We start from the raw sequence: 24,620 nt of genomic DNA on the forward strand, positions 1-24,620 counted from the left end.
TTCCAAACCTTCTATAGCTGCCCGTCCACAATGAGGCCCTTCAAGTCCTCTTCCAGAAGCTCCATATCCTTCAAGATTTTATCCAGCTTCTTCTGTAGTTCATCCTGAATCGCTGCATTGGTGTTCATCGTCTCTACGATCTCCTCCTGTTCTTCCTTCTCTCCCTTTATATCTTCCAGCTTCTCTTCTTGTTCTTTCTTCTTCTCATCTGCTTCCTTCGCTGCCTCTACCAGCTCATCCATCTCCTCATCGATATGCTCCTTAGCCTCCGCCCTAAGCATGCCGACAATTGCATCGGAAGCCGCCTTAATGATACTATCCGCTCCATTCATCGCATCTACCATGCCTTTTTGCTCTAGCACAGACAGCTTGGCATCCGTAAGCGCACTGACGCATCCCGCGATTGCTATATCCATAACATCTATCAAAGAATCGCAGTTTTCTATTACATCATCCGATGCCAAAGATTTTCTTTGATATTCCGTCAGCTCGCCCATGTTTGCAACCCGTTCAAGCTCCTCTTCGCTCAAACTTCCCAAATCATTGTTTCTCTGTGCGGTGCGGGCCTTGCGAAGCAGTTCCAGATCCTGCTGTTCCTGACTTTCATCCTCGATACCGTAAGTCTCCTTTAGCTTGTCCTGTCGCTTCAGCGCGTTGTCTTTTCGCTGGTTCAGTTCATTTCTCTGCTCCTTCAGCTCGGCGATCTTACTGCGAATCTCATTTAAGCTGTCGCTCACTTTCTCGTCGCTTTCAAACTGATCCATGATGACCTTCGCCGCCTGCTTTCTTGCCTGCGCCCGCTTGCTCTCCACCCGGTCAGACATTATTGCATCTATATCTCCGGCAAAAATAACGCTTTTATTTCCCTGCTCCTTTTTCGCCTCTTCCTTACTATTTTTACTCTTTTCCACGCCGATGCCAAAGCCTGTGGTTCCTTCTAATCCTGTGGTTTGCATTTTATCCCCCTATTCCATTTTCGCCTTTTTTGACCTCATTTGTTTCTATACTTATGTATATCGGTTGATATTGATAATCTATTAACATTTCTTTGAAGGCAGTTAACGGCCTCAGACATCTTCCACCGATACACTCATGCTGATAACTCCTATTACAGCCACCACAGCTCCTACCAAAAGTGTCATGCCGGCACCATAATCATCCAGCATCTTTCCGCCAACCACACTGGCGAACACCCCGCCCAGCGTGATTGCTGTCGTCACGAGAGACTGTCCCTTCACCATATCCGCCCTGTCGAGCAGCTTGCTCACGTAATAAACAGAGGCCGGAATGAACAGCGCATAGCCTCCCGCCTGAAATAACTGAGCTGCATAAATCATGCCGACTGACCCTGCCATAAAATACAGGATACTTTTCACAGCAAAAAAGAGGCCGGATATCCGAAGCAAGGTCTTGCAGCTTACCCTCTGCACCAGTTTTATGAAAAATATCATAGCCGGCAGCTCCATTACTGCTGAAATAGAGCTTGCTACTCCCATACTCGCGCTGTCGCCGCCTACATTCTCGATAATCTGATATAAGAAATTACAGCTAAGTACATGATAATAAAAAATAAACGTGATTCCAATTAGGAAAACAAAAAATTTCTTATGGGATACCAAGAAAGAGACCAGGCCTTGCGCTTTCTTTTCCTGCGCATCTTTTTTCTTATTTAATCTCCCCGCTTTCCATTCCCCTTTGTGTGCTGCCAGAACACCTACGCTGGCAAACAGACCCAGCGTGAGAATCGCCGCGGAAAAAGGTATCAAGGCGGTAGGATTATATTTTAGTAAGACCCCCATCACGGTGGATACCATTGCATAACAAAAAGAACCGCAAGCCCTGCATACTCCGAAATTGATAAAGATCCCTCTTTCCTCCAGCTGTACGGACATCGTATTCACAAAAGGCTGGATCACCATGATACCTATGAGCGAAAACGTAATAAAAGCCGACACCAGAAACGACGCCCCGACGCCAATAGTAAGCCCCGCCGACGTCAGTAAGATGATCGCTGCCCCCACCCATATGATTCCCTTCAAGGTTATTTTCTCATATTTATCTGCGAGACTCGCGATCATTGGCTGCAAAAACACAGCGGCCACGTTAGACAAAGCTATAATGATTCCTATCTCCGAATTGGTGTATCCCCTATCCAGCAGGAATATCGCAGTAAATCCTAATAAAGAGCAAAAAGCTGCCCAATAGAATCCTTGGACAGCCGCATATTTTATCGTATATTTTTTATTGTCGGACATCGCCACTCCCCTCCAGTTTCTCATCTGTTCATAGCTACATCATAACAGCTACTGCCATGGGAACGCAAGACAATATATTGACTGCAATTAAATAAGATTATGCTTCTTTCAGTTTCCTGCTACCCGCAATTCCAAAAAGCAGCAGAATAGGGAATACGATCGCAGCCAAAATACCGACTTTCAAATTGTCTCCGAAATAGCTGGAAACTATTCCTACCACCGTTGGCCCGCCCGAGCAGCCCAAGTCGCCTGCCAGCGCCAGCAGAGCGAACATCGCCGTTCCTCCGCCGCGGATAGCCGCTGCTGCCTTGCTGAACGTGCCGGGCCAGAGAATTCCCACCGAAAGTCCGCATAACGCACATCCTACCAATCCCAGCGCCGGAACGGGTATGAGCGATATGCCAAGATAGGACACTGCACACAACAGTACGCTGTATCCCATAAAGCGGTCCAGGTTAATTTTTTCGCCGTATTTTCCATAGAATACTCTCGATATACCCATCATTGTAGCAAAAGACATAGGCCCTGCCAAATCTCCCACTGTCTTGCTCACTCCCAGGCCATTTTCCGCAAAGGTGGATGCCCACTGGCTGACCGCCTGCTCGCTGGCTCCCGCACATACCATCATAAGCATCAGCACCCAGAATATCTTCTTGGAAAAAAGCTCCTTTATCGTCAGTCCCGTTTCACCTTCTCCGATAAGCGAGGCGATAGGAGCCTTTGCAAATATCACTGCGTTTATAACCGGGATAAACGCCCATACCAGCGCCAACAGTTTCCAATTAGAGATACCGAACGCGCGGAAGAATATCGTGGAAATCAGAACTACTCCCACATGTCCCCAGCAATAGAAGGAATGCAGCAGACTCATTGCCTTTTCCTTATTATCCGTAGGACAGGCCTCCATCACCGGACTTACCAGCACTTCAAGAATCCCGCCTCCTACCGCATAAATTATTACCGCCATGAGCAGTCCGATAAACGGGTCGAAAAATAACTCCGGCAATATCGTAAGGGATATCAAACCGGCAGCCACGAAAATATGGGCAAGCAGCATAGATGCCCTATAGCCAATTTTGTCCACAAAACCCACGGACAGCATGTCCACCAGAAGCTGGATACCAAAATTGATGGTAATGAGCATGGTGATTTTCGCAAGGGGTATTTCGTAGCTATTTTGAAAGGTCAGAAATAGCAGCGGAACAAAATTATTCACGATCGCCTGTACTATATATGCAATGAAACAGGCGTTGATCGTTTTCTTATAGCCGTTCTTCATAGAGCTGATCCTCGTTCTCTCTCGATTTTATCTCGTGTCAGTCACACGTTTTTGCATTATATCACAATCTTCATCTTCATTGTTTGCATTATTTCTTCAATTTATGATAAAATATCTTCAAGCAATGCAAAAGGAGAGGACGTATACATTATGCAGGTCACAGAAATCATTACGGATGATACCTTACGGGAAACACGAACTCATGGAAGCTCAGATTTTCAATTCGAATATTACTTTGATGATATTAAGAAATTCAATAAACAGTATGTGGAATGGCACTGGCACAACGAAATTGAAATCATTTTCGTAGACCGGGGCCCCATCGATTGCCTGATTGGAAATGAGCGTATCCGCATCCATGCCGGTGACGGTATGTTCATTAACAGCGGCATCATCCACCGTTTCGAATCACCTGCCACTGGGCATATGCCTAATATCTTATTTACCCCCGAGTTCATCGCTCCCAGCGCCTCTCTCGTATATAAGAAATATGTATATCCCATCATATCCTCTAACTGCTCCTACGTCTTATTAAAGTCCAATGTGGCATGGCAGGCAGATATTCTGAATACGCTGCACCGCATTTATGAAGAAGCGCAGACTCGGGGACTGATGCGGGAACTCACCCTGCAAACCCTTGTCTGCTCCATGTGGTCCGAATTATTTGTACAAATACAAAGCTCTTTGTCTCAAAGAAACGCAGAAGGAAATATTTTCATCCAGCCTCGTTTACAAATGATGCTGCAATTCATATCCGAGGAATATTCCCGGAAGATATCTCTCAAGGATATCGCCGCTTCCGCCAATATAAGCAAGAGCGAGGCACTTCGCTGCTTCCACTTTGGCGTCCAGACGACGCCTGTCAATTATTTGATTGAATACCGCTTAAACCGGGCCAGGGAAGCGCTGTCAACAACCAAAAGCACCGTTACCGCCGTCGCTTTGAGTACGGGCTTCGATAATGTGGGGTATTTCTGCAGACTTTTCAAAAAGACCTACGGAATATCTCCCAAGGCTTTTCAAAAACGATGAGCAGCTACAAGTTATATGATAGAATACTTATTCCTGCCCTCCGACTTCGATTTATACAGTCCCTTATCCACTCTTTTGAACACCTTGCTCATAGTATCCGTTTCCTGCATCTTGGTTATACCTATGCTTACCGTTACTTCCTTATCATAGTCCAGTTTTATTCCCTTTAATATTTTATTCAATTTATCGACCGTACTGATCACACCTTCCTCAGTGCCATAATAAATGATAGAAAATTCATCTCCTCCCCACCTGGAAAGAAGAGATTCTTTATTCAGCAGGGGATTCAGCCCTCTGGCAATCTCGCTCAACACCCTGTCCCCCGTGCTGTGACCGTAACTATCATTTATTTCCTTAAATAAATCCACATCGAACAGCACGATATAAATCTCTTTTTCAAAATGCTCCTTCGTATCGATAATCCCTTCCAGTTTTATATCAAAGATACGCCTATTGCTAATATTGGTAAGCACGTCTTTACTCGCCAGATACTCCAGCTTCTCGTTCGCCTCCCGAAGCTGTATACTATACTCGTTCAACTTCTCCCTCTCCCTGATATATGTATCGGAATACAGAGTAAGGATCAGAAAACCTCCGACTAAGGTTATCGGAAGCTGTATGAGCCTATCCATAAACAGCATATCATAATCATAGACCTTCAATATCTCAGGAAATCGATACTCGATATAAAACAAAACCGCTACCGTCAGTCCCAAAATAACTAAAAGTATTTTTCTGAGCCTATTCTCATAAAGCAGGATAATACCTATCATAATCAAGAACAAATATGCCGTTGCACTGCTGTTCCCTCTTCCGCCGTTCAGCCAGCCAACAGGAAGAATCACTAAGATAATATTCAAACTGAGAAACAGTTGCAAATAAGACTCATAAACACTCTTACTCCCTAAAATAGATAAAACTGAAACAAAAAGCAAATAAAACCATTTATAATTAGCGCTCATCGGATACTTCGTTATCACATTCCCGATCACACACATGATAGAAAGGAAGAATGTCATTATACTAATATAATAAAAAGCTCTATTCCTAATATCTACACTTCGCTCCATCCAATACCTCTATTCCATTACGTACACCGGATAACTCTGTTTTGTCTTCTGTAATCAACTATTAGAACCTTGTCAAATGATGGTATACTTCTCCTTTAAAAATCCCGCCTCCGTATACGGAATCACAAAATTCAAAATCCCCGCCGCATGAGGCGAAATAATATACTCATTCCCGATAACATGAAAGCCTCTCTCTCCCAGATACCAAGTGTCCTCCGTCAGCAAATCTCCGACACTGCTCTCATATCCTTCAAAAAACATCCCCGTATATTTCTCCTGCTTCGTCTGCTCCAAAATTGCATTCGTAATTTCCTTAACCGCCATCCTTTCATCCGTAGTTACATCCGCAAGCGTCAGCCTGTTTCCTGTCTTTGGATCGAAGTTCAAAGCTGCCTCCATCGTATTGGGATGAGCTCCGCCCATATAAGACGATGCAGTCACAAGAAAGCTGATGACCCTTTCATCGGCCCTTTTCAGGGAAAAGACCGTTTGCATATCATAGCCGTACCAATTGTCCCTGCCTCTGGTTATATAATCCTCATCTGCCCATTTCTTCGCATCCTCCACAGACATTCCATGCAAATTAAAGGTTCTGATATAATTGTTGATCGCCTGTGATGCCTCTTTATTTCCGGCAATATCCACCGTAGGTATGGTTTCTTTGATAGTAAGAAGTACCGTCTTATCTTTCGCGGTATATTCCTCGGTTTTCTCTTCAAAAGTAACATTTATTACCTGCTTTTCCGCGTCATTCCCCTCCCTTTTCTTTTACCTCTCCTACCTCTTCTTTCATTTAACTCTTTTTTCAGGAATGAAGCTATCAAAAATAAATAAATCGAAGTCCTTCTTCCTCATATCGAGCTGCTGCTGTGTCTTTATAGTCCACGCCACCGCAAGATTCCCAAACAATCTTCTGCATATCCATCTGGATGGCATTCTATGATATTTATGATTATATGCAATAAAATCCGGTTTCGTTACACAATTCAGGAGCAAATGCTCCAAAGAAAAGTACAGCGGCCCCTTCAGACCATTTTCCTTCTTAAATACATCCGAAAGTTGCCCCCGCATAACCTCCTTGCGGTGCTTCTTATACCAGATAAGTCCGAGCGGATTAAAGGATTCTATACAATAGGCTCCCTTATACTCCTTCAACAGCCTGTCAGCCAGCTCACAGACGGAAACATCCGTCCATTCAATTTTAAGTTCCACAATCAAAGGAATCTTACCGTCCGCCAGTTTCAGAAAATCCTCGAACCTCGGTATCTTCTCATCGGAACGGTACAGATGAAACTGCTGAAGCTCATCATACGTATAGTCCGAAACTTTCCCTTCCTCACCGCACACTCTCTTAAGCGTGAAATCATGGAATACGACGGGTATCTTGTCCTTGGTAAGCTGCACGTCGAGCTCCACCCCGAAGCCTCTGTCTATCGCCTTTTTTAATGCCTTTAATGAATTTTCAGGAGCGTCTCCTTCGTTATCGTGCAACCCTCTATGCGCGTATAAGACTCCCATAAAAGGAGTCTTATCAGGCTTGTGCACCATACGGGGCATGATAGCCAATAAATATAGTACCGCTAAAATTATTATAATGCTGATTATCACTGTCATTTTTCTGTCCTTCGTATCATTTAAAATTTAATCGTCTAAATCGAAGTTCTCCAATGCTGCCTTCTTTTTCACCGGCTTGGAATCTCCATGGCGCACCTGCATCATCGTAAGAAAGGCCGCCGCCGAAAATAGAAATGCATAAGGGAACAATGTCCTATAGGAAATGCTCTCTAATAAGAAGCCCGACAGAATCGGGGTAAATATCTGCGCCGCCATAGAAAAGGTATAATAGGTTCCCGTGGATTTGCCGATGTCGTTTCCCCTGCTCATCTCCACGATCATAGGGTAAGAATTCACATTGATGGCCGCCCATCCTATACCGATAAGCGCAAAGGCTATATTGATCGCCGGATGATAGGTGCCTGCAAATATCGCCGCGAAATAACATGCACTCATCACAACAATGCCACCCATTATCGTCTTTTTACGCCCTATCCTGCTCGCAATACTTCCGATGGGAATGTAGCTGAGTATAGCCGCCACCGTCGCTACCATCAGACAATCCGCAAAGCCTCCTCCCTCCATATTCCACACAACTCCCGTGTATCTGGAAAATGCAGTGGTTACTGCATTATAAGCTGCAAACCATAGGAAAATCGAAGCCAAAAGGAAAACCATGCTTCGCTTAACATCCTTCGGCATAGCTTCTTTCGCAACATCCTCTTTCGTCTCCCCAACCGCCGCGTCGATAATCTCTCCGCTTTCCGCCTCATAAGCCTCTACCTCCGCTTCCACCAAAGCCGCAACCTTCTTCTCCCTAATGGCGAAAAACAGTACGGCAACTGCAACGAACATCAGACCGCCTATGCTGACAAACAGCGGAAAATAATCCGGGCGTTTGCCTGGACCCACGAGAAACTTTATCATAAGCAGCGCATAGACACCACCTACGGCCCCCATCAAATTGATGATCGCATTCGCCTTACTTCGCAAACGGTTTGGCGTCAGATCCGGCATGAGCGCTACTGCGGGAGAACGATACAACCCCATGGAAAGCAGAAGTGCAAACATAATCACAAGAAATAAAATCAGGTTTTCTTCGCTGTCCGCTATAGGAAGAATCATGAGAAAGGTTACCGCAAACAACGTTCCGCCTACGATAAACGGCATCCTTTTTCCTATTCTCGTATCCGCCTTGTCGGAAAGCAGCCCGAACAACGGCAGTAAAAAGATGGCCAGTACGTTATCCATAGCCATCAGCGTACCTGTCAGTGTCTCACCCAGATGAAATGTGTTCTGGAGCATCAGCGGGATAATGCTGTCATATATCTGCCAGAAACCGGATATGGACAGAAACGCCAGTCCAATAAGAACCGTTCTCCTATAATTTAATTTCATATGTGAAATTCCTCCCTCATTCTATACCTTTCTACATGCTATTCCTATCATAACATGCAGTTATCCATAAATCCATGTCAAATTTATGTGAAATACGCCGGAAATATACCGCAATCCCAAGAAACCCTTGCAAAATCCTCGATTTTCTGTACAATAAGAAAGGATGAGATAAACCTCTATTCTTACCAAATATTTTTCAGAAAGGCTTATAACAATGATTAGTGCAAACAACGTTACGTTACGTATTGGAAAAAAAGCGTTATTCGAAGACGTTAACATTAAATTTACCGAAGGAAACTGCTACGGACTTATCGGAGCCAACGGCTCCGGCAAATCCACCTTCCTCAAAATATTATCCGGCAGGCTTGACACTACTAACGGAGATATCGCCATTACTCCCGGCCAGCGTTTGTCGGTGTTAGAGCAGGACCATTTCAAATATGACGAATACAACGTTACCGATGTGGTCATCATGGGCAACGAGCGTCTCTATCAGATTATGAAGGAAAAGGATGCTATTTATGCAAAAGAAGATTTTTCGGAAGAGGACGGCATCCGTGCCAGCGAGTTAGAAGCGGAATTCGCCGAGATGGACGGATGGGAAGCCGAATCTGGTGCTGCTATGCTCTTAAACGGCCTCGGCATCGATACGAGCCTTCACTACTCCATCATGGGAAGTTTAAACGGAAATGAAAAGGTAAAAGTCCTTCTTGCAAAAGCTCTGTTCGGCAACCCGGATATCCTCCTTCTTGATGAGCCTACCAACCATTTGGATCTCGATGCTATCGGGTGGCTGGAAGACTTCTTAATCGACTTTGAGAATACGGTCATCGTCGTATCCCACGACCGCTATTTTCTGAATAAGGTCTGTACACATACTGCGGACATCGACTACGGTAAGATTCAGCTCTATGCCGGCAACTACGATTTCTGGTACGAATCCAGCCAGCTCCTCATCAAGCAGATGAAGGAAGCAAATAAGAAAAAAGAAGAGAAAATCAAAGAGCTTCAGGAATTTATCTCCCGTTTCTCCGCGAATGCTTCAAAATCCAAACAGGCTACCAGCAGAAAGCGCGCATTGGAAAAAATTGAACTGGATGACATCAGGCCCTCCAGCAGAAAATATCCTTATGTGGACTTCCGTCCCGACCGTGAAATCGGCAACGAGGTACTGACGGTGGAAGGGCTTTCCAAGACCATCGACGGCGAAAAAGTGCTCGACAATATTTCCTTTATTGTAGGACATAGCGATAAAATCGCATTCGTAGGCAGTAATGAGCTGGCAAAAACAACGCTGTTCCAGATTCTTACAGGTGAGCTGGAACCGGACGAGGGCTCCTATCGCTGGGGCATTACCACCTCACAGGCATACTTTCCCAAGGACAGCACGAAGGAATTCGACAACGATTACACCATTGTGGACTGGCTGACCGGCTATTCTCCCGTTAAAGACGTAACTTATGTACGCGGCTTTTTAGGCCGTATGCTTTTTGCCGGAGACGACGGCGTAAAGAAGGTGAAAATTCTCTCCGGAGGTGAAAAGGTAAGGTGTCTTCTCTCCAAGATGATGATCAGCGGAGCTAACTGCCTCATTTTAGATGAGCCTACCAATCATTTGGACATGGAATCCATCACCGCACTCAATAACGGGCTTATCAAATTCCCGGGCGTAGAATTGTTCGCCTGCCACGATCACCAATTCGTACAGACCACCGCTAACCGCATTATGGAAATCCTTCCGGGCGGACAGCTCATCGATAAGATCACTACCTACGACGAATATCTTGCCAGCGATGAAATGGCGAGAAAACGTACCGTATATACGAATAAAAACGAAGAAGACGATAATTAAAGCCGGAATTCATTTCCGGCAGCCGAATGTATATTCGGTTTAGAAAAGGGGCTGGAATTTCAGCTCCTTTGTCTTAACATAAAAGCAATTCGTGAAGCGTGTTACTCGTTGTCTGCCCTCATAACCATAAGGAGATTTTTCATGAATATCGTAGATTTACACGTACATTCCAATAAATCCGACGGAAGCTTCTCTCCCGCCGCTCTCGTGCATCTCGCCGTAAAAAAAGGCCTGTCCGCCTTCGCCCTGACCGACCACGATACCACGGACGGCCTCACTGAAGCGATGGAGGAAGCCAAAAAGCTGCCAAAAGAAAACTCTTTGGAGGTCATTCCCGGCATCGAGCTATCCACCGAATACGAAGGAAAGGATATTCACATTATAGGACTGTATATCGATTATGAAACCCCATTTTTCAAGAAGCACATCAAGTCCTTCGTAGATTCGCGTCTTTCCCGCAACGAGAAAATGTGTAAAAACCTTAACAGTGCGGGCATAGACATTTCCTACGAAAAATTGCTGGAGGCCTTTCCCGGTTCGGTCATTACCAGAGGTCATTATGCGAAATATTTGTTGGAGCACGGTTATGTAACGAGCATGAACGAAGCCTTCGACCGTTATGTAGGCGACCGTACCAAATATTTTGTCCCCAGAGAGAAAATCACACCGAAACAGGCCGTGCAGTTTATTTTACAGGCGGACGGCATCCCCATTCTGGCCCATCCCATCCTTTACCACATGAGTGATGCCAGACTGGATACTTTGACCCGCAAGCTGAAAGCCGCCGGACTCATGGGCATCGAAGCCGTTTACAGCACCTATAGTCATTCCGAAGAATGGAAGATGCGCAAGCTCGCCGACAAGTACAATTTATGTATCAGCGGCGGTTCCGACTTTCACGGCTCCACCAAGCCCTCACTAGAGATGGCTACAGGATACGGAAAGCTGGTGATTCCCGAGGAGATACTGATCAACTTAAAGAAGAGAAAAGAAATGGAGCACAATTTGACACGTCAAATGGACAATAATAAACCAAAGATATTTTTTACCGATTTAGATGGCACCTTACTGACGAAAGAAAAAAAAATAACCCCTGCTACTATGGAGGCGCTTAAAAAATGGACTGCTGCGGGCAACAAGCTGGCGCTTTCCTCCGGCAGAGCAATCGACAGCATAAAAGATGTAAAAGATTCTCTCGGTCTGGACTTTCCCGGCATGTATCTCATCGGATATAACGGAGGAGAAATCTACGATTGTGAAGCGCAGAAAGTAGTCTCCCGCATCTCCCTTTCCATGGAGCAGGTGGCTATCGTAGCGAGGATGGCTAAGGAGCAGGGCATCCACTGCCAGACCTATACCGATACCCATATTATCAGCCCTGCGGACAACGATGAACTGCATGTATATCAAAGATCCATCCACAGTCCCGTCATTATAAGCGAAGATATTATGAAGCCCCTCGATAGGGAGCCATGCAAATGCCTCGCTATCGAGATCCACGATAAGGAAAAGCTGGAGCATTTCCGTCAGTCATTACTCCCTTTTACGGAAGGAGAGCTGAGCCTTCTTTATTCCAACGATAAATATCTGGAGATTTTTCCTGCTTCCTCCGGCAAGGAAACCGCAGTAGTAAAACTGTGCGAGCTGCTGGATATTCCCATAGAAAACACTATCGCCGCAGGGGATGCTTCCAACGATATTTCTATGATTCAGGCTGCAGGGGTAGGCATTGCCATGCTGAATGCGAAAGAGGACGTGAAAAAAGCAGCCGACATCATTACGGCCGCCGACAACAATCAGGACGGGCTTGCAGCCATCCTTTTGTCCTGTCTATAAAGATATTCGCAAAAAGACCTTTTGACACCTAGTCCTATTACAAAAAAACGGAGGGGTTTTACCCCTCCACAATTAAGTATCTTCCGTCGCCGACATCGAACACTTCCTGTGCACTTAAAATTTCTTCTTCATCCGCGCCTTCCATATCGACACCTTCTTCATCGAAATATTCCCATACCTCCTGCACCGAGTTCACTACTACCGCCATACAGTCCTCCAGAAACGCTTCTGCTTCCTCAAGAGTCTCCGCTACATTCTCGGGAAATAACTGTTTTTGCTTCTTTAGAAAGCATGATAGTACAACATCATCATATTCGTGCATCTAAATAATCATTCCTTTCTTTATGGCCTGCAAGCTCTTTTCCACAGGCACAACACATTATCTATTACCATTACTATATACTGTCACTGCTCATTTATCAAGCCTTTTACCACCTGATATACACCTTTTTCCAAATAAGAAGGGCAGATGTATTTTGCGGCATTTTTCACCTCTGTTCTGGCAGTTTCCACCGCATAGCTCTCTCCCGCGGCACGCATCATTCCGATGTCGTTGTGATTGTCACCAAAAGCCATTGTTTCTTCCCTTTTTATGTGAAAGTATTCCTGAACAAAAGCCAGCGCATGCCCTTTGTCTACAGAGGCATCCATGAAATCCACCCACTCTTCACCCGACATACAGGCTTTCACTTTATCCTTCCAGCGGGGGATCAAGACTCCCTCTCCCAGATCTCTGATACTCTCCTTCTGATAAACGGATACTTTAATAATCTGGACATCTTCCTCAAGAACGTCTCTGACGAGAGTGAACTTATTGCGATATCCATAGGTTATCAAATCGATGAACTCTTTATTCCTGCTTTCCAGCAAAGATCCATCGGGTGTGGATACGAGGATATCGCAGTTCCTGCCATATTCCCGCAACTGCTTTATAATCTCTTCCGCATATTGCCTGTTCATAGGCGTTATGCTGATGTCCTTTCCCTGATAGCGAATCTGCGCACCGTTCTCGGCTATAAATACAATATCCTCATCGACGAGGCGGAACACATTCTTGATGCTGTCATACTGCCTGCCGCTTGCTGCACAGAAAACGATTCCCTGACCGATCAAAGACTTTATGGCCTTCATCATTTCAGGATATAAATCCGGCGTAGAGTCTTTAATTAAAGTTCCATCTATATCTGATGCGATTAATTTTATCATTATCAAACCTTACCTTTACAATAAATTCCTTGTTTTCATCTCTTGATAGAGCCTTCCTACAGGCAATCCCACTACGTTATTATAGTCTCCGCAGATCCCTTGGATATATGCGGCACATCTTCCCTGAATACCATAGGCGCCGGCCTTATCCATAGGCTCACCGCTTTCCACATATGCACAAACTTCTTCTGAACTCATTGGATACATGGAAACATCTGTCTTCTCATAAAAAGTATAAAATATGGCCGGCTCGTTCCTTTCCTTGGAACAAATGGTCACACCGGTATATACCTGGTGTACGTTGCCCTGAAGTCTATTCAGCATTTCGCAGGCATCTTCTCCGCTCTTTGGTTTTCCCATTACCATATCCATAAAGGATACTACCGTGTCCGCTCCGATAACCGTAAATGCTTCCTCTCCCTGTTTCGTAAGGAGGCTGCAGACCTCCTCCGCTTTCTGATAGGACAGCTCCTGAACAATTTCATAGGGCAGACTTTTGGTCATTTTTTCTTCCTTTTGGCATGGAATCACTTCATACTCTATACCAATTTGTTTTAACAGTTCTTTTCTTCTCGGCGATGCCGATGCTAATATTATTCTATTCATGATGAGTCTCCGGTATAAATATACGATCGTCCTCCGCCGTTTTTCCTTCCTGTGCCTCGGCAACCGCCTCCAGTGCGAATTCCTTCTGAGAATTATAAATCGCTTTTCCCCTCTTATCCACCTTCTCATAGCTTCCGTCAGGCTGTAATATATGCGCTTTTACCGTGTCCATAAGCTCGCCTTCCAGAATGTGCACTATTTTTTCCTTCAGCTCATGACGTTCCACCGGAAAGAGAATCTCTACCCTCCGTTCCAGATTACGGGGCATCCAATCCGCGCTGCCGCAATAAATCTCCTTATTGCCACCGTTTTCAAAATAAAATATTCTGCTGTGCTCCAAAAAATTTCCTATGATAGAGCGCACGCTAATATTATCGCTTATCCCGGGGATTCCCACCTTAAGACTGCAAATGCCGCGGATAATGAGTTCTATCTGCACTCCCGCTGCGTTAGCCTCGTATAAGGCTTCTATAATATCCTTGTCGCACAAGGAATTCATCTTTGCAATAATGCGGGCGGGCCGGCCCTCTCTCGCATATTTCGCTTCTCTGCCTATGAGATATAAGAATCTGTCCTTCAGCCAAAGGGGCGCTAACGACAATTTTTTCCATGTACGCGGCTCCGAATAGCCTGACAGCATATTAAATACAGCAGTAGCGTCTTGCCCGATATCCTCGCTGCAAGTGAACATGCCCATATCCGTATAGAGCTTTGCCGTAGCATCGTTATAATTACCCGTTCCAAGATGCACATATCTTCGGATGCCGTCTTCCTCCTGCCTTACCACAAGGGTTATCTTACTGTGTGTTTTTAAACCCACGAGACCGTAGATGACATGGCATCCCGCTTTTTCCAGCATCTTCGCCCATACAATGTTATTTTCCTCGTCAAAACGCGCCTTCAGCTCTACCAGAACAGACACCTGCTTTCCATTCTCCGCCGCCTGAGCCAGCGCCGCAATAATAGGTGAGTTCCCGCTGACACGGTAAAGTGTCTGCTTAATGGCAAGAACCGCAGGGTCCCTCGCCGCCTGCCTTATAAAATCCACCACCGGAGCGAAGGTCTGGTACGGATGATGCAGCAGGATATCTCCCTCCCGTATCCTTTCAAAAATATCACACTCTGCCGGAAGCTCCGGCACCGGCTGGGGCTTTTCGTATCCGGACTCCTTCAGATGGTCGAAACCATCGAGACCGTACATCTTCATGAGGAACGTTAAATCCAAAGGGCCATCTATCTGGTAAATGTCCTTCTCCATAATGGAAAGCTCACTGCCAATCAAACGCAGGAGGCGCTTGTCGATACCGCTTTCCACCTCCAGACGGATTGCCTGTCCCCATTGTCTTTTTTTGAGCTGCTTCTCGATTTCTTTTAATAAATCCTCCGCTTCATCCTCCTCTATGCTCAAATCGGCGTTTCGCATAATGCGAAAAGGGTAAACGCAGACAATATTGTAATTCAAGAACAGCCTCTCTATATTTCTTTCGATGATTTCCTCTAAGAGAATCACCACTTTTTCCTTTTCATTCTCCACCTTAAGCGGCACGATTCTCGGAAGCACGCTGGGTACCTGAACCGTGGCGAATTCCAATTCTTCTTCCCCGTCTTTTTTTCTTACCAGAGCTCCCAGATTCAAGGATTTATTACGAATCAGAGGAAAAGGTCTGGAGGAATCCACTGCCATAGGGGTAAGGACAGGATATACGTTTTCCATAAAATACTTATCCGCATATTCCGCCTCCTTCACCGTCATGTCCTCATGATGCTCTATGATACGAAGGCCGCTTTGCAATAACAGGGGTACCAGCAACCGCTTATATGTAGAGTATTGAAGGTTTACCAGCTCATGAGTCGCCTCGTTCAGCCTTTGAAGCTGTTCTTCCGGCGTCATTCCCGCAAGGTCGGGCTTGGTATAACCCGCATTTACCATATCCTTTAAGGAAGCGACCCGTACCATAAAAAATTCATCCAAATTAGAGGCCGTTATGCTCAAAAACTTCAGCCTCTCAAAAAGTGGATTCTGTTTGTCCCTCGCTTCGCTGAGCACCCGCTTGTTAAAGAGGATCCAGCTCAGTTCCCGGTTCGTGTAGTTATTATAATCCGCAACCTTTTTCTTTTCACTTTCCTTGCCGTTCATAAAATCCTCCACTCTGTTTACGCTTTTAAGCTTCTTCTCTGCTTGATAATCGGCCTGACACTGTATACCTCCTCAAAAAACTCAGCTCCACTGCTGAACATTCCTTTTTCCAGCGTAATGTCATCGTTGGTATCTACTGTAATTGTTAGTACATTGTCCTTGAGGGCCGTCTTAACGTCCTTGAACTTCTGCTTATGACTTCGGTCTAAACCGTTAGCTATCCGGAGTATGGCGGTCAGCTTGGCCATTTTCAAATAGGTCTCTCTGCTAAGCTCCGATTCTCTCCCCATTTCCGTGTAGTATACGAACTCCGAATGATTATATTTCACCACGTTTGCCACGATTTCCCGCTCCGCATGGGAAAGGCCTATGATCTCCGTCGCCATGATGATGCTGTAAGAGCACTCACCCAGATTCACCATGCTGATATATTTTCCGCAGTCGTGCAAAAGCGTAGCGATTCTAAGCAGTAATCTGTCTCTTTTTTCAAGCCCGTGCACTCTCTTCATGCTGTCGAATATGGTGAGCGCTATTTTTTCTAAGGTTTCTCCCCTTTTCCTGCTCCCCATATACCTCTTGCTGATATTCCTGGCACAAGCGATGATGTCCTGTTCAAAATCATGCTCCGGCAGGACAATTTTATTACTCTGTGCATATTCGTAAGCGATGCCGTCGCACAGCGTTACACCCGGAGCCCAGAGCAGTTCCGCATTCATTACCTCTATCATTCTTTTCAGCAAAATGCAGGAGATATAGAGCAGTGTGATATTCTCCTCCGGCATATCGAAGAGCTTTGTCAGATCCTGTACCGTTTTTTCCCGGAATACTTCGAGAAGGTACTCAAAATTCTTCGCATCCACGTATCCGTTTACTTTTTCCAAAAAGATGCTTTTTTGTACAAGAGCGGAGATATAATCGTCCACGATGATGATGTTGTTGATTTCGCGTTCCTTTAAATACAGCTTTTTAAAGACCGAAAGCTGGGCGTTCACCATCTCCTCTATCAGCGCCTCGTACTGCCCGCTTCCTGCTCCCAGCTGATTCATATAATCCCTCAGACGAAGCACACCCAGACGAAGATTCTGAGTCGCCACAAGTGCGTCCTTGTCAAAAAGGGAAATCTGGATACTGCCGCCTCCAATATCAGCGATGACCGTCCCCTTCTCAATGAACTTGTTAAAATCCTCTCCCATAAAAGCGATGGATTTATAATCCAGAAAGCGCTGCTCCGAATTGCTCAGCACCTCAATATCGATGCCCGTCCGCTGACGGATCTGGTCGAGAACGATGATCGTATTCTCCGACTCTCTTATCGCACTGGTACCATACGCCTTATACTCCGACACTCTGTAGGATTTCATGATTTTCGTATATTCATTCAGATAATGGCACAATTCATCCACTTTATCGTTAGCCATTTTTCCCGCAGCATATGTCTCCGACCCCAAATCGATACGGTGCCTGATATGGTCAATTTCCCTCATTCCGTCTTTTGCCGATATTTCAAATATTTTCATGGATAACTCAAAGGAACCTACGTCTATTGCCGCAAATGTTTTCATGCCGATAGCAATCCTCCTTTTATCTTTTGACGTAAAAATAGAAATTCCCCCGCAGTGCGGCGTTCTGATCTAGAATTTATTTTCACGTTTCCCCAGCAGGTAATCGATAAACTGCTGGGCGGTACGTCCTGAAAGCCCGCCATGGGAAAGCTCCCATTTATTTGCCTCCAACAAAAGCTCTTCCTCCGGCATCGTAATCTTATACCGAATAGCAAGTTTTCGGACAATTTCCTGAAACTCTTTCTTATCCGGCGAGCAGAAGAAAATCGTCACGCCGAACCGGTAGACGAGAGACAGCTTTTCCTGAACCGTATCGCTGGCATGGAGCTGATCCCTGCGCCCCTCCTTATCCGCGAAGGTCTCCTTTATCAGATGCCTTCTGTTGGAAGTAGCATATATAAGCACGTTATCGGGCTTTTTCTCCAGCCCGCCTTCGATTACCGCCTTTAGGTATTTGTATTCAATTTCAAATTCCTCGAAACTAAGGTCGTCCATGTAAATAATGAATTTATAATTCCGGTTCTTAATCTGAGCAATGACATCGTTCAAATCCTGAAACTGATGCTTATACACCTCGATAATGCGCAGTCCTCTGTCATAATATTCATTGGCAATCGCCTTGATGCTGGAGGATTTGCCGGTGCCCGCATCACCGAAGAGCAGGCAGTTATTGGCTTTTCTTCCTTCCACAAAGGCCTCCGTATTCTCTATGAGCTTCTGCTTGGGAAGCTCATAGCCTATCAAATCATCCAAATACACATGAGCGATGTTCAATATCGGAACAATGGAGACACCGTCCTCGTCATGGGATACACGAAATGATTTATGTAAACCAAACTTCCCTACTCCATATTCCTTATAGAATTCCGTAAGGGTTGCCTTCATTTCTTCCGGCGAATCATTCTGCGTGAATTTCACCGCAAGCGTACAGATGCTTTTGCAAATGCGCTCGTTATATACCTTGCTTTCCTGCTCGCAGCCGTCATAAGAAAGAATGAGAGAAAAAGCCTCCACTCCCAAAAGCTCCATCATACCGGAAAAGTCGAAGTCGTAAAACTCCTTAAATATTATAATATCATGAAGAACGGCCTGATTGATGGTTCCTCCCACCTCGCCCCTTATTTCACATGCCTTGCTGTAGCTATTTTCGTTATTCACAAGAAGGTTGGTCAGATAGCAGTGCCACAGATTCCCGTAGAATCCATGATGCCCTGCCAGGTCGATGAGATGGTGCATACATTCGTATAAAAGTGCCCGTTTGTCCTCTATATTAAAAAAATCGTCGTCGTAATGGCTCATCAGCCATGCCATATCATAAAGCAACGCTTCTTCCTCGAAGTCTTTATATACAATCAGTTCATTTTCCCGCATTGTCATCCTACCTCTAATAATTTCCTAGTATTTTCATATTTCTCGCTTCGTCCCTCAGACCCCTCAGCGCATTTTTTACCGCGCTGTCCGCAAGGTTACCGTCAAAATCGATAAAGAACCGATATTCCCAGTTGCGATCCGGAGTGGGACGGCTTTCGATTTTATTCATATTGAGATTGTTGTAAATGAAATGCGACAGCATATGATAAAGAGAGCCGCTCTCGTGAGGCACCTCGAAGCAGATACTAACCTTCTTGGCGTCTTTTAAGAATATTTTCTGATTGGTCACAATGATAAAACGCGTTGAATTGGTGCTGGAGCGATTGATGCCCTTTTCCAATATCTCAAGCCCATATGTTTCTGCTGCATAAGCGCTGGCGATGGCCGCCTGCGTGCTGTCTTTATCCTCAGATACCTTTCTGGCCGCAAAAGCGTTATTATTCATGCTGATCTGCTTCCATGCCGCATGCTCCTGAAGATATCTGGAGCTTTGCATCAGCGACTGGGGATGGGAATAGATAGTCTTAATATCCTCAAGCCTCGTACCCGGAACCGCCATCAGACAATGCTCGATTTTTATGATCTGTTCGCCTACGATATAGTTCTCGAATTCAACGAGCATATCGTAAATCTCGCTTACGATACCTGCGGTGGAATTCTCGATAGGAAGCACCGCATAATCTGCGCTTCCTTCATCGATGGCTATCATCGCATCTCGGAAAGTTTCCACATGGAAATTATTCACGTCTTTACCGAAATACTGCTGCATAGCCGCCTGCGTATAGGCCCCCTCGGCGCCGGGAAATACTACCCTCGCATTTTCCATATCCAGACGGTCTATCCCAATAAACGGCAGCCTTCCTATGCTCCCTTTTTCTGTCAGCATCTGGTATTGCAGCTTACGGCTCATAGACATAATCTGCTCGAACAGCTCCTCGATTCCATGACTGTTGAATTCATTATGGGTCATGGACTTCACGCTGCGGATCTTCTGCGCTTCCCGATCCTTATCGAAAACTTTTTTGCCCGTCTCGATTTTATATTCCGCTACTTGTCTGGATATCTCCATCCTCTGTTCATACAGCCTTACGATTTGCCCGTCAATAGCGTCTATTTGTTCCCTTAATTTCGTCAAATCCATACTATGGGTTCCTTTCACAACCTGCTTTTTACCTGCATTTTACTTATACTTTACCGCGTTTCACACTCATTTGTGCTTACGGAATCACTCATAATTTATCAAATTTTATCTTATAACAAAACCTACTTGATAGCAAGTAAATTAACGGCTATTTTGGCAGCGCCTTTAATAAAGAGCTTACGGTCTTATGCAGCAGAGGGTGTAGAATGTACGGGTCTATTTGTATCAGCGGAATCAGTACGAAATCACGATTCTGCATATCTTTATGGGGTATCGTGAGGCTGTCGGTTGACATAACAATATCATCATAGAAGATAATATCCACGTCCAAGGTACGGTCACCCCAATGGATCGTTCTCTCCCTTCCCGCATTTTCTTCCAACATATGGAGATAATCAAGCAACTCCTCAGGCGTAAACAAGGTCTCCGCTTTAAGCGCTCCGTTTAGAAATTCTTCCTTTGCGGCTCCGCCGTAGGGAGCTGTCCGAATTATGTCCGATACTCTTTTTACGCGGATTTTCGCTTCTTCCCCCATGGACTCTATTGCACCGCTTATATATTCCTCCCGTTTCCCCACGCTGGATCCCAAGGCGAGATAAACAGTATGCCATCCTCTTCTAATCTTTACCGATACGGATTCGAAGGGCAGGCCTATGGGAGCGTGAGGCTTTCGAATCTCAAGCTCTATTTGCCTCAAAAGCGGGAAAGAAAGAAGAACCGCCTCCGCCAAATGCTCCGCTGCCGCTTCTATCAGCTTATAGGTATGATTTTTCATATAATCGTTCATGAAATGACATACCTCACCGTAATTAACGGATAGTTCTAAATTATCAGCTTGTCCTGCCCCCCTCGTATTCACGTACAAGGCCGCATTGATATAAAAGTTCTGACCCTCTGCCGTCTCCTGCGAATATACGCCATGATGGGCGAATACCTCAAGGTTTTCTATTTTGATAATATCGTATGATCTATTTTCCATATTTATTGTGATATTCCTTCCACTATTCAGCTGTTACCCTGCATAAGTATCGCTTCCGCCATACGGATTGCCCGCACATTTTCTTTGATGTCATGCACTCTGACAAAGGAGCAGCCTTTAATTACCGCAAATACTGTAGTTACCAACGTTCCTTCCACCCGCTGTGTCGCAGGAAGATCCAGAGTAAGGCCGATTACCGACTTTCGGCTCGTTCCCAATAGTATAGGATAGCCGAATATTCTAAGTTCTTCCAGACAGTGGATGATTTCCAGATTGTTTTCATAAGTCTTGCCGAATCCCACCCCCGGGTCAAGAATGATGTTCTCATCTGCAATACCTGCTTTTCCCGCAAGATGGATTGTCTCTGCCAAATCAGCAGCTACATCCTGCATGTAATCGTTATAATCCGGCTTGCTCCTATTGTGCATGAGACAACAGGGAAGCCCGCTTTCTGCTATTACCGCCGCCATGTTTTTATCGTATTTCAGTCCCCAAATATCATTGATGAGATCGGCTCCGGCCTTTATTCCTGCAAGTGCCACCTTACTTTTATATGTATCCAGCGATACCGGAATATCGAAACGGCACTTTACCGCCTCTACCACGGGTGCGGTTCGTTCGATTTCTTCCTCGTCGGAAAGCTGTATGTAACCGGGTCTGGTGGATTCGCCGCCTATGTCTATGATATCCGCGCCCTCCGAAATCATTTCTTCCGCACGCATTAACGCCTTGTCCATGTCGTTAAATTTCCCGCCGTCAGAAAAAGAATCCGGCGTTACATTGAGGATTCCCATTACGTAAGTATGCTTATTCACTTCGAAATCCTTACTGCCTATTTTCATCGTCTGCATTTGTGCTGTCCTCTCTCTTTATATATTTTCTGTTCTGTCAGAACTACCATATCAAACGCATATTTTTCTTGTCCTTTTTCCAGTCACATTCCTTCTCCGCCTCGCAGCAAAAACAGCTTCTACTCAACTTATCCGCACGGTACAACAAACCGGAAAGTCCAGATTCCAAAGCCGTCTGCGGGTTTCTATGAGAAGCAATCGCCTTTAAAATAACACTTGTTTCTTTATCATCGAACCCGCAATCCGCAAGGATAGGTGCTGCTAACACAGCACTTGCTTCTTCATGAGGCGTTCCTTCCTCATATTGAACATGCCTTCCGACATCATGAAGCAGAGCTGCCGCATATATAAGTTCTTCCTCGGCCTGCTGCCCCTCCTTAAGCTTCAATATCATGGCAATCCGAGCCACATCGAGAAAGTGAACCATGTCGTGACGGCAGAACTTGCGTCCGGCTTCCGCTTTTTCATTTTTACATACATACTCTTTATAAGATGTGTGCTCTAATATCTTGTTCACTCTTTCCTTGCTTATATTCTCCATCCGGCCATAACCTCGCTTCTTCTATCAATACATATTATTTCTGGCGGAGACATATCAATGGGAATTAACCAACTGGAAAAAGGTGTTCTGCAGTTTCTCATTTTCTGCAAAAGCACCCCTCGTCACAAAGGTTACCGTCTTGCTGCCCGGCTTCTTCACTCCTCTCATGGTCATGCACATATGCTCCGCCTCTATCATGACCATTACCCCCTGAGGATTCAGATATTCCATAATTGCATCCGCTATCTGCGCAGTCATTTGCTCCTGTATCTGCAGACGTTTCGCATATACCTCCACTGTCCTCGCCAATTTGGAAATTCCTACCACTTTCCCGTCAGGAATATAAGCCACATGGGCCTTTCCATAAAAAGGCATCATATGGTGCTCGCAGGTAGAATAAAATACGATATCTTTTTCTATTACCATTTCATTATTTTCCGCCGTAAAGGTTTTTGCTAGATGTTCTGCAGCATCCTCTCCCATTCCGCCGAATATCTCTTCATACATCCTCGCCATCCGGTCCGGCGTATCTATCAGTCCTTCTCTCGAAACATTCTCTCCAATCCCTTCTAAAAGCAATCTGACACCTTCTTCAACTTTTTTCCGATTTACCATGTGTATCACTCCTGATTCTATCTCTATTCTCTATAATTCTAATTAATCCCCCAAGATAAGACAAGGAGCCGAAGGCAATAATGACGCTGTCCTTATCCGCCAGCAAGTAGCTAAGTTCCACGGCTTCCTCCAAGCTGTCGGAAGCCGTCACTCTCGGATGGAACTTCTCCGCCTCCTTAGCCAAGTCATAAGCGTGCATAGCTCTGGGATTCCCCGGGGGCGTGATCGTAATGATATCCTGCGCCAACCCATAGGTTTCGCCTATAATTTTATCATATTCCTTGTCCCTCAATATTCCCATTATATAAATTATCTTTTTATTTGTAAAATAAAAGCGAATAGAATCGGCTAATTTCTTCGCTCCATCCTCGTTATGCGCACCGTCAGCAATGAATAGCGGTTTTCTTCCTATCACGCTGAACCGCCCTCGCCACACCGTATCCGCAAGCCCCGTCCTGAGCGCTTTTTCCTTAACCGGATAGCCTGCCTGCCCCAATACATCAATCACCTTTACTGCAAGCGCCGCATTCGTAATCTGATGTTTCCCTGCCAGTCCAATTTCCAAATCCTTGTAACCTTCATAAGAAAACCGCTGCTTTTCCACACCATATTTGACCCGCGTAATTCTTTCTTCTTCTACTACAAAAAAAGGGCTGTTTTTATCTTCTGCCCGTTTCATTAAAATAGATAAAACCTCCGTTTTTTGAACCGCACTAATTACATAACAACCGTTTTTTATGATTCCGGCCTTATTCTCGGCAATCTCTTCCTGTGTTTTTCCAAGATACTGCATATGATCCATGCTGATCGATGCGAACACTGCCGCTACAGTGTTTGAAATGATATTGGTCGCATCCGACAAGCCACCCATCCCTGTTTCCAATATTACAATGTCGCATTTCATTTTTTTGAAGTATAAAAAGGCCATAACCGTCTCGATTTCAAAAGGCGTTGGATGCGGCAAACCTTCCTCCACGATTTCGTCAACCATCTGCTTGATCTCTTCCAGACATTCGCACAATGCCTGTTTAGTAATTGGACGCCCATTGACCTGTATCCGTTCCCTATATTCAAAAATAACAGGCGATATGTATCTTCCTATCTTATATCCTGCCGCTTTAAAAACCGTTGAAAGATATGCAAGAACAGAACCCTTTCCGTTAGTACCTGCAATATGGATAAAGCGTAAATCATTCTGCGGATTTCCTAACCGTCCGCAAAGTTCTCTCATATTGTCGAGACCGAGTACACTCCCGTATTGATTTACTTCCTCCATATATTCCATAGCTTCCTTATAGTTCATATCCGCTCCTTTCCTGTCTATTTTTACGTACA

General features: G+C 45.1%; 22 protein-coding genes. 3 read left to right on the top strand and 19 right to left on the bottom strand.

Translation table 11 applies throughout. The features are described 5' to 3' along the window. Window positions 1-11: 11 nt before the first annotated feature. From V6984_RS14635 to V6984_RS14645, 3 genes are all read right to left on the bottom strand, one after another. Window positions 12-956, bottom strand: coding sequence for a hypothetical protein (locus V6984_RS14635; protein ID WP_342756352.1), 945 nt, complete (start codon window positions 954-956; stop codon window positions 12-14). Between the two features lie 111 nt (window positions 957-1,067). Then, window positions 1,068-2,279, bottom strand: a complete 1,212-nt coding sequence (locus V6984_RS14640) for an MFS transporter (RefSeq protein ID WP_342756353.1) — start codon at window positions 2,277-2,279, stop codon at window positions 1,068-1,070. Between the two features lie 73 nt (window positions 2,280-2,352). Next, on the bottom strand, window positions 2,353-3,534 hold the full coding sequence (locus V6984_RS14645; RefSeq protein WP_342756354.1) for an MFS transporter: 1,182 nt from the start codon (window positions 3,532-3,534) through the stop codon (window positions 2,353-2,355). A gap of 150 nt (window positions 3,535-3,684) precedes the next feature. Here V6984_RS14645 and V6984_RS14650 point away from each other — a divergent pair, with 150 nt between their 5' ends. Then, window positions 3,685-4,566, top strand: coding sequence for an AraC family transcriptional regulator (locus V6984_RS14650; protein WP_342756356.1), 882 nt, complete (start codon window positions 3,685-3,687; stop codon window positions 4,564-4,566). An 11-nt stretch (window positions 4,567-4,577) separates the two neighbouring features. Here V6984_RS14650 and V6984_RS14655 read toward each other — a convergent pair whose 3' ends face one another. From V6984_RS14655 to V6984_RS14670, 4 genes are all read right to left on the bottom strand, one after another. Further along, complete coding sequence (locus V6984_RS14655) at window positions 4,578-5,426, bottom strand: GGDEF domain-containing protein (protein WP_342756357.1); 849 nt, start codon at window positions 5,424-5,426, stop codon at window positions 4,578-4,580. Window positions 5,427-5,708: 282 nt separating this feature from the next. Next, entirely contained in the window at window positions 5,709-6,281 is a 573-nt protein-coding gene (locus tag V6984_RS14660) for a DUF3298 and DUF4163 domain-containing protein (RefSeq protein ID WP_342756358.1), read from the bottom strand. Window positions 6,282-6,425: 144 nt separating this feature from the next. Continuing rightward, window positions 6,426-7,250: a glycerophosphodiester phosphodiesterase family protein gene (locus V6984_RS14665; protein WP_342756359.1), complete on the bottom strand. Its 825-nt coding sequence runs from the start codon at window positions 7,248-7,250 to the stop codon at window positions 6,426-6,428. Between the two features lie 27 nt (window positions 7,251-7,277). Further along, window positions 7,278-8,588, bottom strand: a complete 1,311-nt coding sequence (locus tag V6984_RS14670) for an MFS transporter (RefSeq protein WP_342756360.1) — start codon at window positions 8,586-8,588, stop codon at window positions 7,278-7,280. Window positions 8,589-8,802: 214 nt separating this feature from the next. Between V6984_RS14670 and V6984_RS14675 the strand changes: the two genes are divergently transcribed. Both V6984_RS14675 and V6984_RS14680 read left to right on the top strand, forming a co-directional pair. After that, on the top strand, window positions 8,803-10,440 hold the full coding sequence (locus V6984_RS14675; RefSeq protein ID WP_342756362.1) for an ABC-F family ATP-binding cassette domain-containing protein: 1,638 nt from the start codon (window positions 8,803-8,805) through the stop codon (window positions 10,438-10,440). A gap of 141 nt (window positions 10,441-10,581) precedes the next feature. Continuing rightward, the gene (locus tag V6984_RS14680; RefSeq protein WP_342756363.1) at window positions 10,582-12,276 is read left to right on the top strand and encodes a Cof-type HAD-IIB family hydrolase; all 1,695 of its coding nucleotides are present in this window, start codon (window positions 10,582-10,584) and stop codon (window positions 12,274-12,276) included. A 58-nt stretch (window positions 12,277-12,334) separates the two neighbouring features. Here V6984_RS14680 and V6984_RS14685 read toward each other — a convergent pair whose 3' ends face one another. From V6984_RS14685 to V6984_RS14740, 12 genes are all read right to left on the bottom strand, one after another. Then, window positions 12,335-12,598 carry a glyoxalase gene (locus tag V6984_RS14685; RefSeq protein ID WP_342756364.1) on the bottom strand — a complete coding sequence of 88 codons (264 nt, stop codon included), beginning with the start codon at window positions 12,596-12,598 and terminating at the stop codon, window positions 12,335-12,337. An 83-nt stretch (window positions 12,599-12,681) separates the two neighbouring features. Beyond that, complete coding sequence (locus V6984_RS14690) at window positions 12,682-13,482, bottom strand: HAD family hydrolase (RefSeq protein ID WP_342756365.1); 801 nt, start codon at window positions 13,480-13,482, stop codon at window positions 12,682-12,684. 15 nt (window positions 13,483-13,497) lie between these two features. Continuing rightward, the gene (locus V6984_RS14695) at window positions 13,498-14,088 is read right to left on the bottom strand and encodes a Maf family protein (protein WP_342756366.1); all 591 of its coding nucleotides are present in this window, start codon (window positions 14,086-14,088) and stop codon (window positions 13,498-13,500) included. Continuing rightward, the gene (locus V6984_RS14700; RefSeq protein WP_342756367.1) at window positions 14,081-16,225 is read right to left on the bottom strand and encodes an RNA degradosome polyphosphate kinase; all 2,145 of its coding nucleotides are present in this window, start codon (window positions 16,223-16,225) and stop codon (window positions 14,081-14,083) included. The genes V6984_RS14695 and V6984_RS14700 overlap by 8 nt, the downstream gene beginning before the upstream one ends. Window positions 16,226-16,242: 17 nt before the next feature. Next, window positions 16,243-17,787 (bottom strand): HD domain-containing protein, encoded by a 1,545-nt coding sequence (locus V6984_RS14705; protein ID WP_342756368.1) that lies wholly within the window; start codon window positions 17,785-17,787, stop codon window positions 16,243-16,245. Window positions 17,788-17,856: 69 nt separating this feature from the next. Continuing rightward, complete coding sequence (locus tag V6984_RS14710) at window positions 17,857-19,158, bottom strand: ATP-binding protein (protein ID WP_342756369.1); 1,302 nt, start codon at window positions 19,156-19,158, stop codon at window positions 17,857-17,859. 13 nt (window positions 19,159-19,171) lie between these two features. Beyond that, the gene (pheA, locus tag V6984_RS14715) at window positions 19,172-20,299 is read right to left on the bottom strand and encodes a prephenate dehydratase (protein WP_342756370.1); all 1,128 of its coding nucleotides are present in this window, start codon (window positions 20,297-20,299) and stop codon (window positions 19,172-19,174) included. 148 nt (window positions 20,300-20,447) lie between these two features. Further along, the gene (gene folK / locus V6984_RS14720) at window positions 20,448-21,278 is read right to left on the bottom strand and encodes a 2-amino-4-hydroxy-6-hydroxymethyldihydropteridine diphosphokinase (protein ID WP_342756371.1); all 831 of its coding nucleotides are present in this window, start codon (window positions 21,276-21,278) and stop codon (window positions 20,448-20,450) included. A 26-nt stretch (window positions 21,279-21,304) separates the two neighbouring features. Continuing rightward, window positions 21,305-22,120 (bottom strand): dihydropteroate synthase, encoded by an 816-nt coding sequence (folP, locus tag V6984_RS14725; protein ID WP_342760018.1) that lies wholly within the window; start codon window positions 22,118-22,120, stop codon window positions 21,305-21,307. Between the two features lie 52 nt (window positions 22,121-22,172). Then, window positions 22,173-22,670, bottom strand: coding sequence for an HD domain-containing protein (locus V6984_RS14730; protein ID WP_342756372.1), 498 nt, complete (start codon window positions 22,668-22,670; stop codon window positions 22,173-22,175). Between the two features lie 54 nt (window positions 22,671-22,724). Further along, window positions 22,725-23,285 (bottom strand): GTP cyclohydrolase I FolE, encoded by a 561-nt coding sequence (gene folE / locus V6984_RS14735; RefSeq protein ID WP_342756373.1) that lies wholly within the window; start codon window positions 23,283-23,285, stop codon window positions 22,725-22,727. Further along, the gene (locus V6984_RS14740) at window positions 23,263-24,588 is read right to left on the bottom strand and encodes a folylpolyglutamate synthase/dihydrofolate synthase family protein (RefSeq protein ID WP_342756374.1); all 1,326 of its coding nucleotides are present in this window, start codon (window positions 24,586-24,588) and stop codon (window positions 23,263-23,265) included. The genes folE and V6984_RS14740 overlap by 23 nt, the downstream gene beginning before the upstream one ends. Window positions 24,589-24,620 lie beyond the last annotated feature (32 nt).

The organism is Kineothrix sp. IPX-CK (assembly GCF_039134705.1).
Taxonomy (GTDB): domain Bacteria; phylum Bacillota; class Clostridia; order Lachnospirales; family Lachnospiraceae; genus Kineothrix; species Kineothrix sedimenti.

Bases quoted from the DNA above. Each gene is read 5' to 3' on its own strand.
- V6984_RS14635 (WP_342756352.1), bottom strand. From the start codon at position 956: ATGCAAACCACAGGATTAGAAGGAACCACAGGCTTTGGCATCGGCGTG.
- V6984_RS14640 (WP_342756353.1), bottom strand. From the start codon at position 2,279: ATGAGAAACTGGAGGGGAGTGGCGATGTCCGACAATAAAAAATATACG.
- V6984_RS14645 (WP_342756354.1), bottom strand. From the start codon at position 3,534: ATGAAGAACGGCTATAAGAAAACGATCAACGCCTGTTTCATTGCATAT.
- V6984_RS14650 (WP_342756356.1), top strand. From the start codon at position 3,685: ATGCAGGTCACAGAAATCATTACGGATGATACCTTACGGGAAACACGA.
- V6984_RS14665 (WP_342756359.1), bottom strand. From the start codon at position 7,250: ATGACAGTGATAATCAGCATTATAATAATTTTAGCGGTACTATATTTA.
- V6984_RS14670 (WP_342756360.1), bottom strand. From the start codon at position 8,588: ATGAAATTAAATTATAGGAGAACGGTTCTTATTGGACTGGCGTTTCTG.
- V6984_RS14675 (WP_342756362.1), top strand. From the start codon at position 8,803: ATGATTAGTGCAAACAACGTTACGTTACGTATTGGAAAAAAAGCGTTA.
- V6984_RS14680 (WP_342756363.1), top strand. From the start codon at position 10,582: ATGAATATCGTAGATTTACACGTACATTCCAATAAATCCGACGGAAGC.
- V6984_RS14685 (WP_342756364.1), bottom strand. From the start codon at position 12,598: ATGCACGAATATGATGATGTTGTACTATCATGCTTTCTAAAGAAGCAA.
- V6984_RS14690 (WP_342756365.1), bottom strand. From the start codon at position 13,482: ATGATAAAATTAATCGCATCAGATATAGATGGAACTTTAATTAAAGAC.
- V6984_RS14695 (WP_342756366.1), bottom strand. From the start codon at position 14,088: ATGAATAGAATAATATTAGCATCGGCATCGCCGAGAAGAAAAGAACTG.
- V6984_RS14700 (WP_342756367.1), bottom strand. From the start codon at position 16,225: ATGAACGGCAAGGAAAGTGAAAAGAAAAAGGTTGCGGATTATAATAAC.
- V6984_RS14705 (WP_342756368.1), bottom strand. From the start codon at position 17,787: ATGAAAACATTTGCGGCAATAGACGTAGGTTCCTTTGAGTTATCCATG.
- V6984_RS14710 (WP_342756369.1), bottom strand. From the start codon at position 19,158: ATGCGGGAAAATGAACTGATTGTATATAAAGACTTCGAGGAAGAAGCG.
- pheA (WP_342756370.1), bottom strand. From the start codon at position 20,299: ATGGATTTGACGAAATTAAGGGAACAAATAGACGCTATTGACGGGCAA.
- folK (WP_342756371.1), bottom strand. From the start codon at position 21,278: ATGGAAAATAGATCATACGATATTATCAAAATAGAAAACCTTGAGGTA.
- folP (WP_342760018.1), bottom strand. From the start codon at position 22,120: ATGAAAATAGGCAGTAAGGATTTCGAAGTGAATAAGCATACTTACGTA.
- V6984_RS14730 (WP_342756372.1), bottom strand. From the start codon at position 22,670: ATGGAGAATATAAGCAAGGAAAGAGTGAACAAGATATTAGAGCACACA.
- folE (WP_342756373.1), bottom strand. From the start codon at position 23,285: ATGGTAAATCGGAAAAAAGTTGAAGAAGGTGTCAGATTGCTTTTAGAA.
- V6984_RS14740 (WP_342756374.1), bottom strand. From the start codon at position 24,588: ATGAACTATAAGGAAGCTATGGAATATATGGAGGAAGTAAATCAATAC.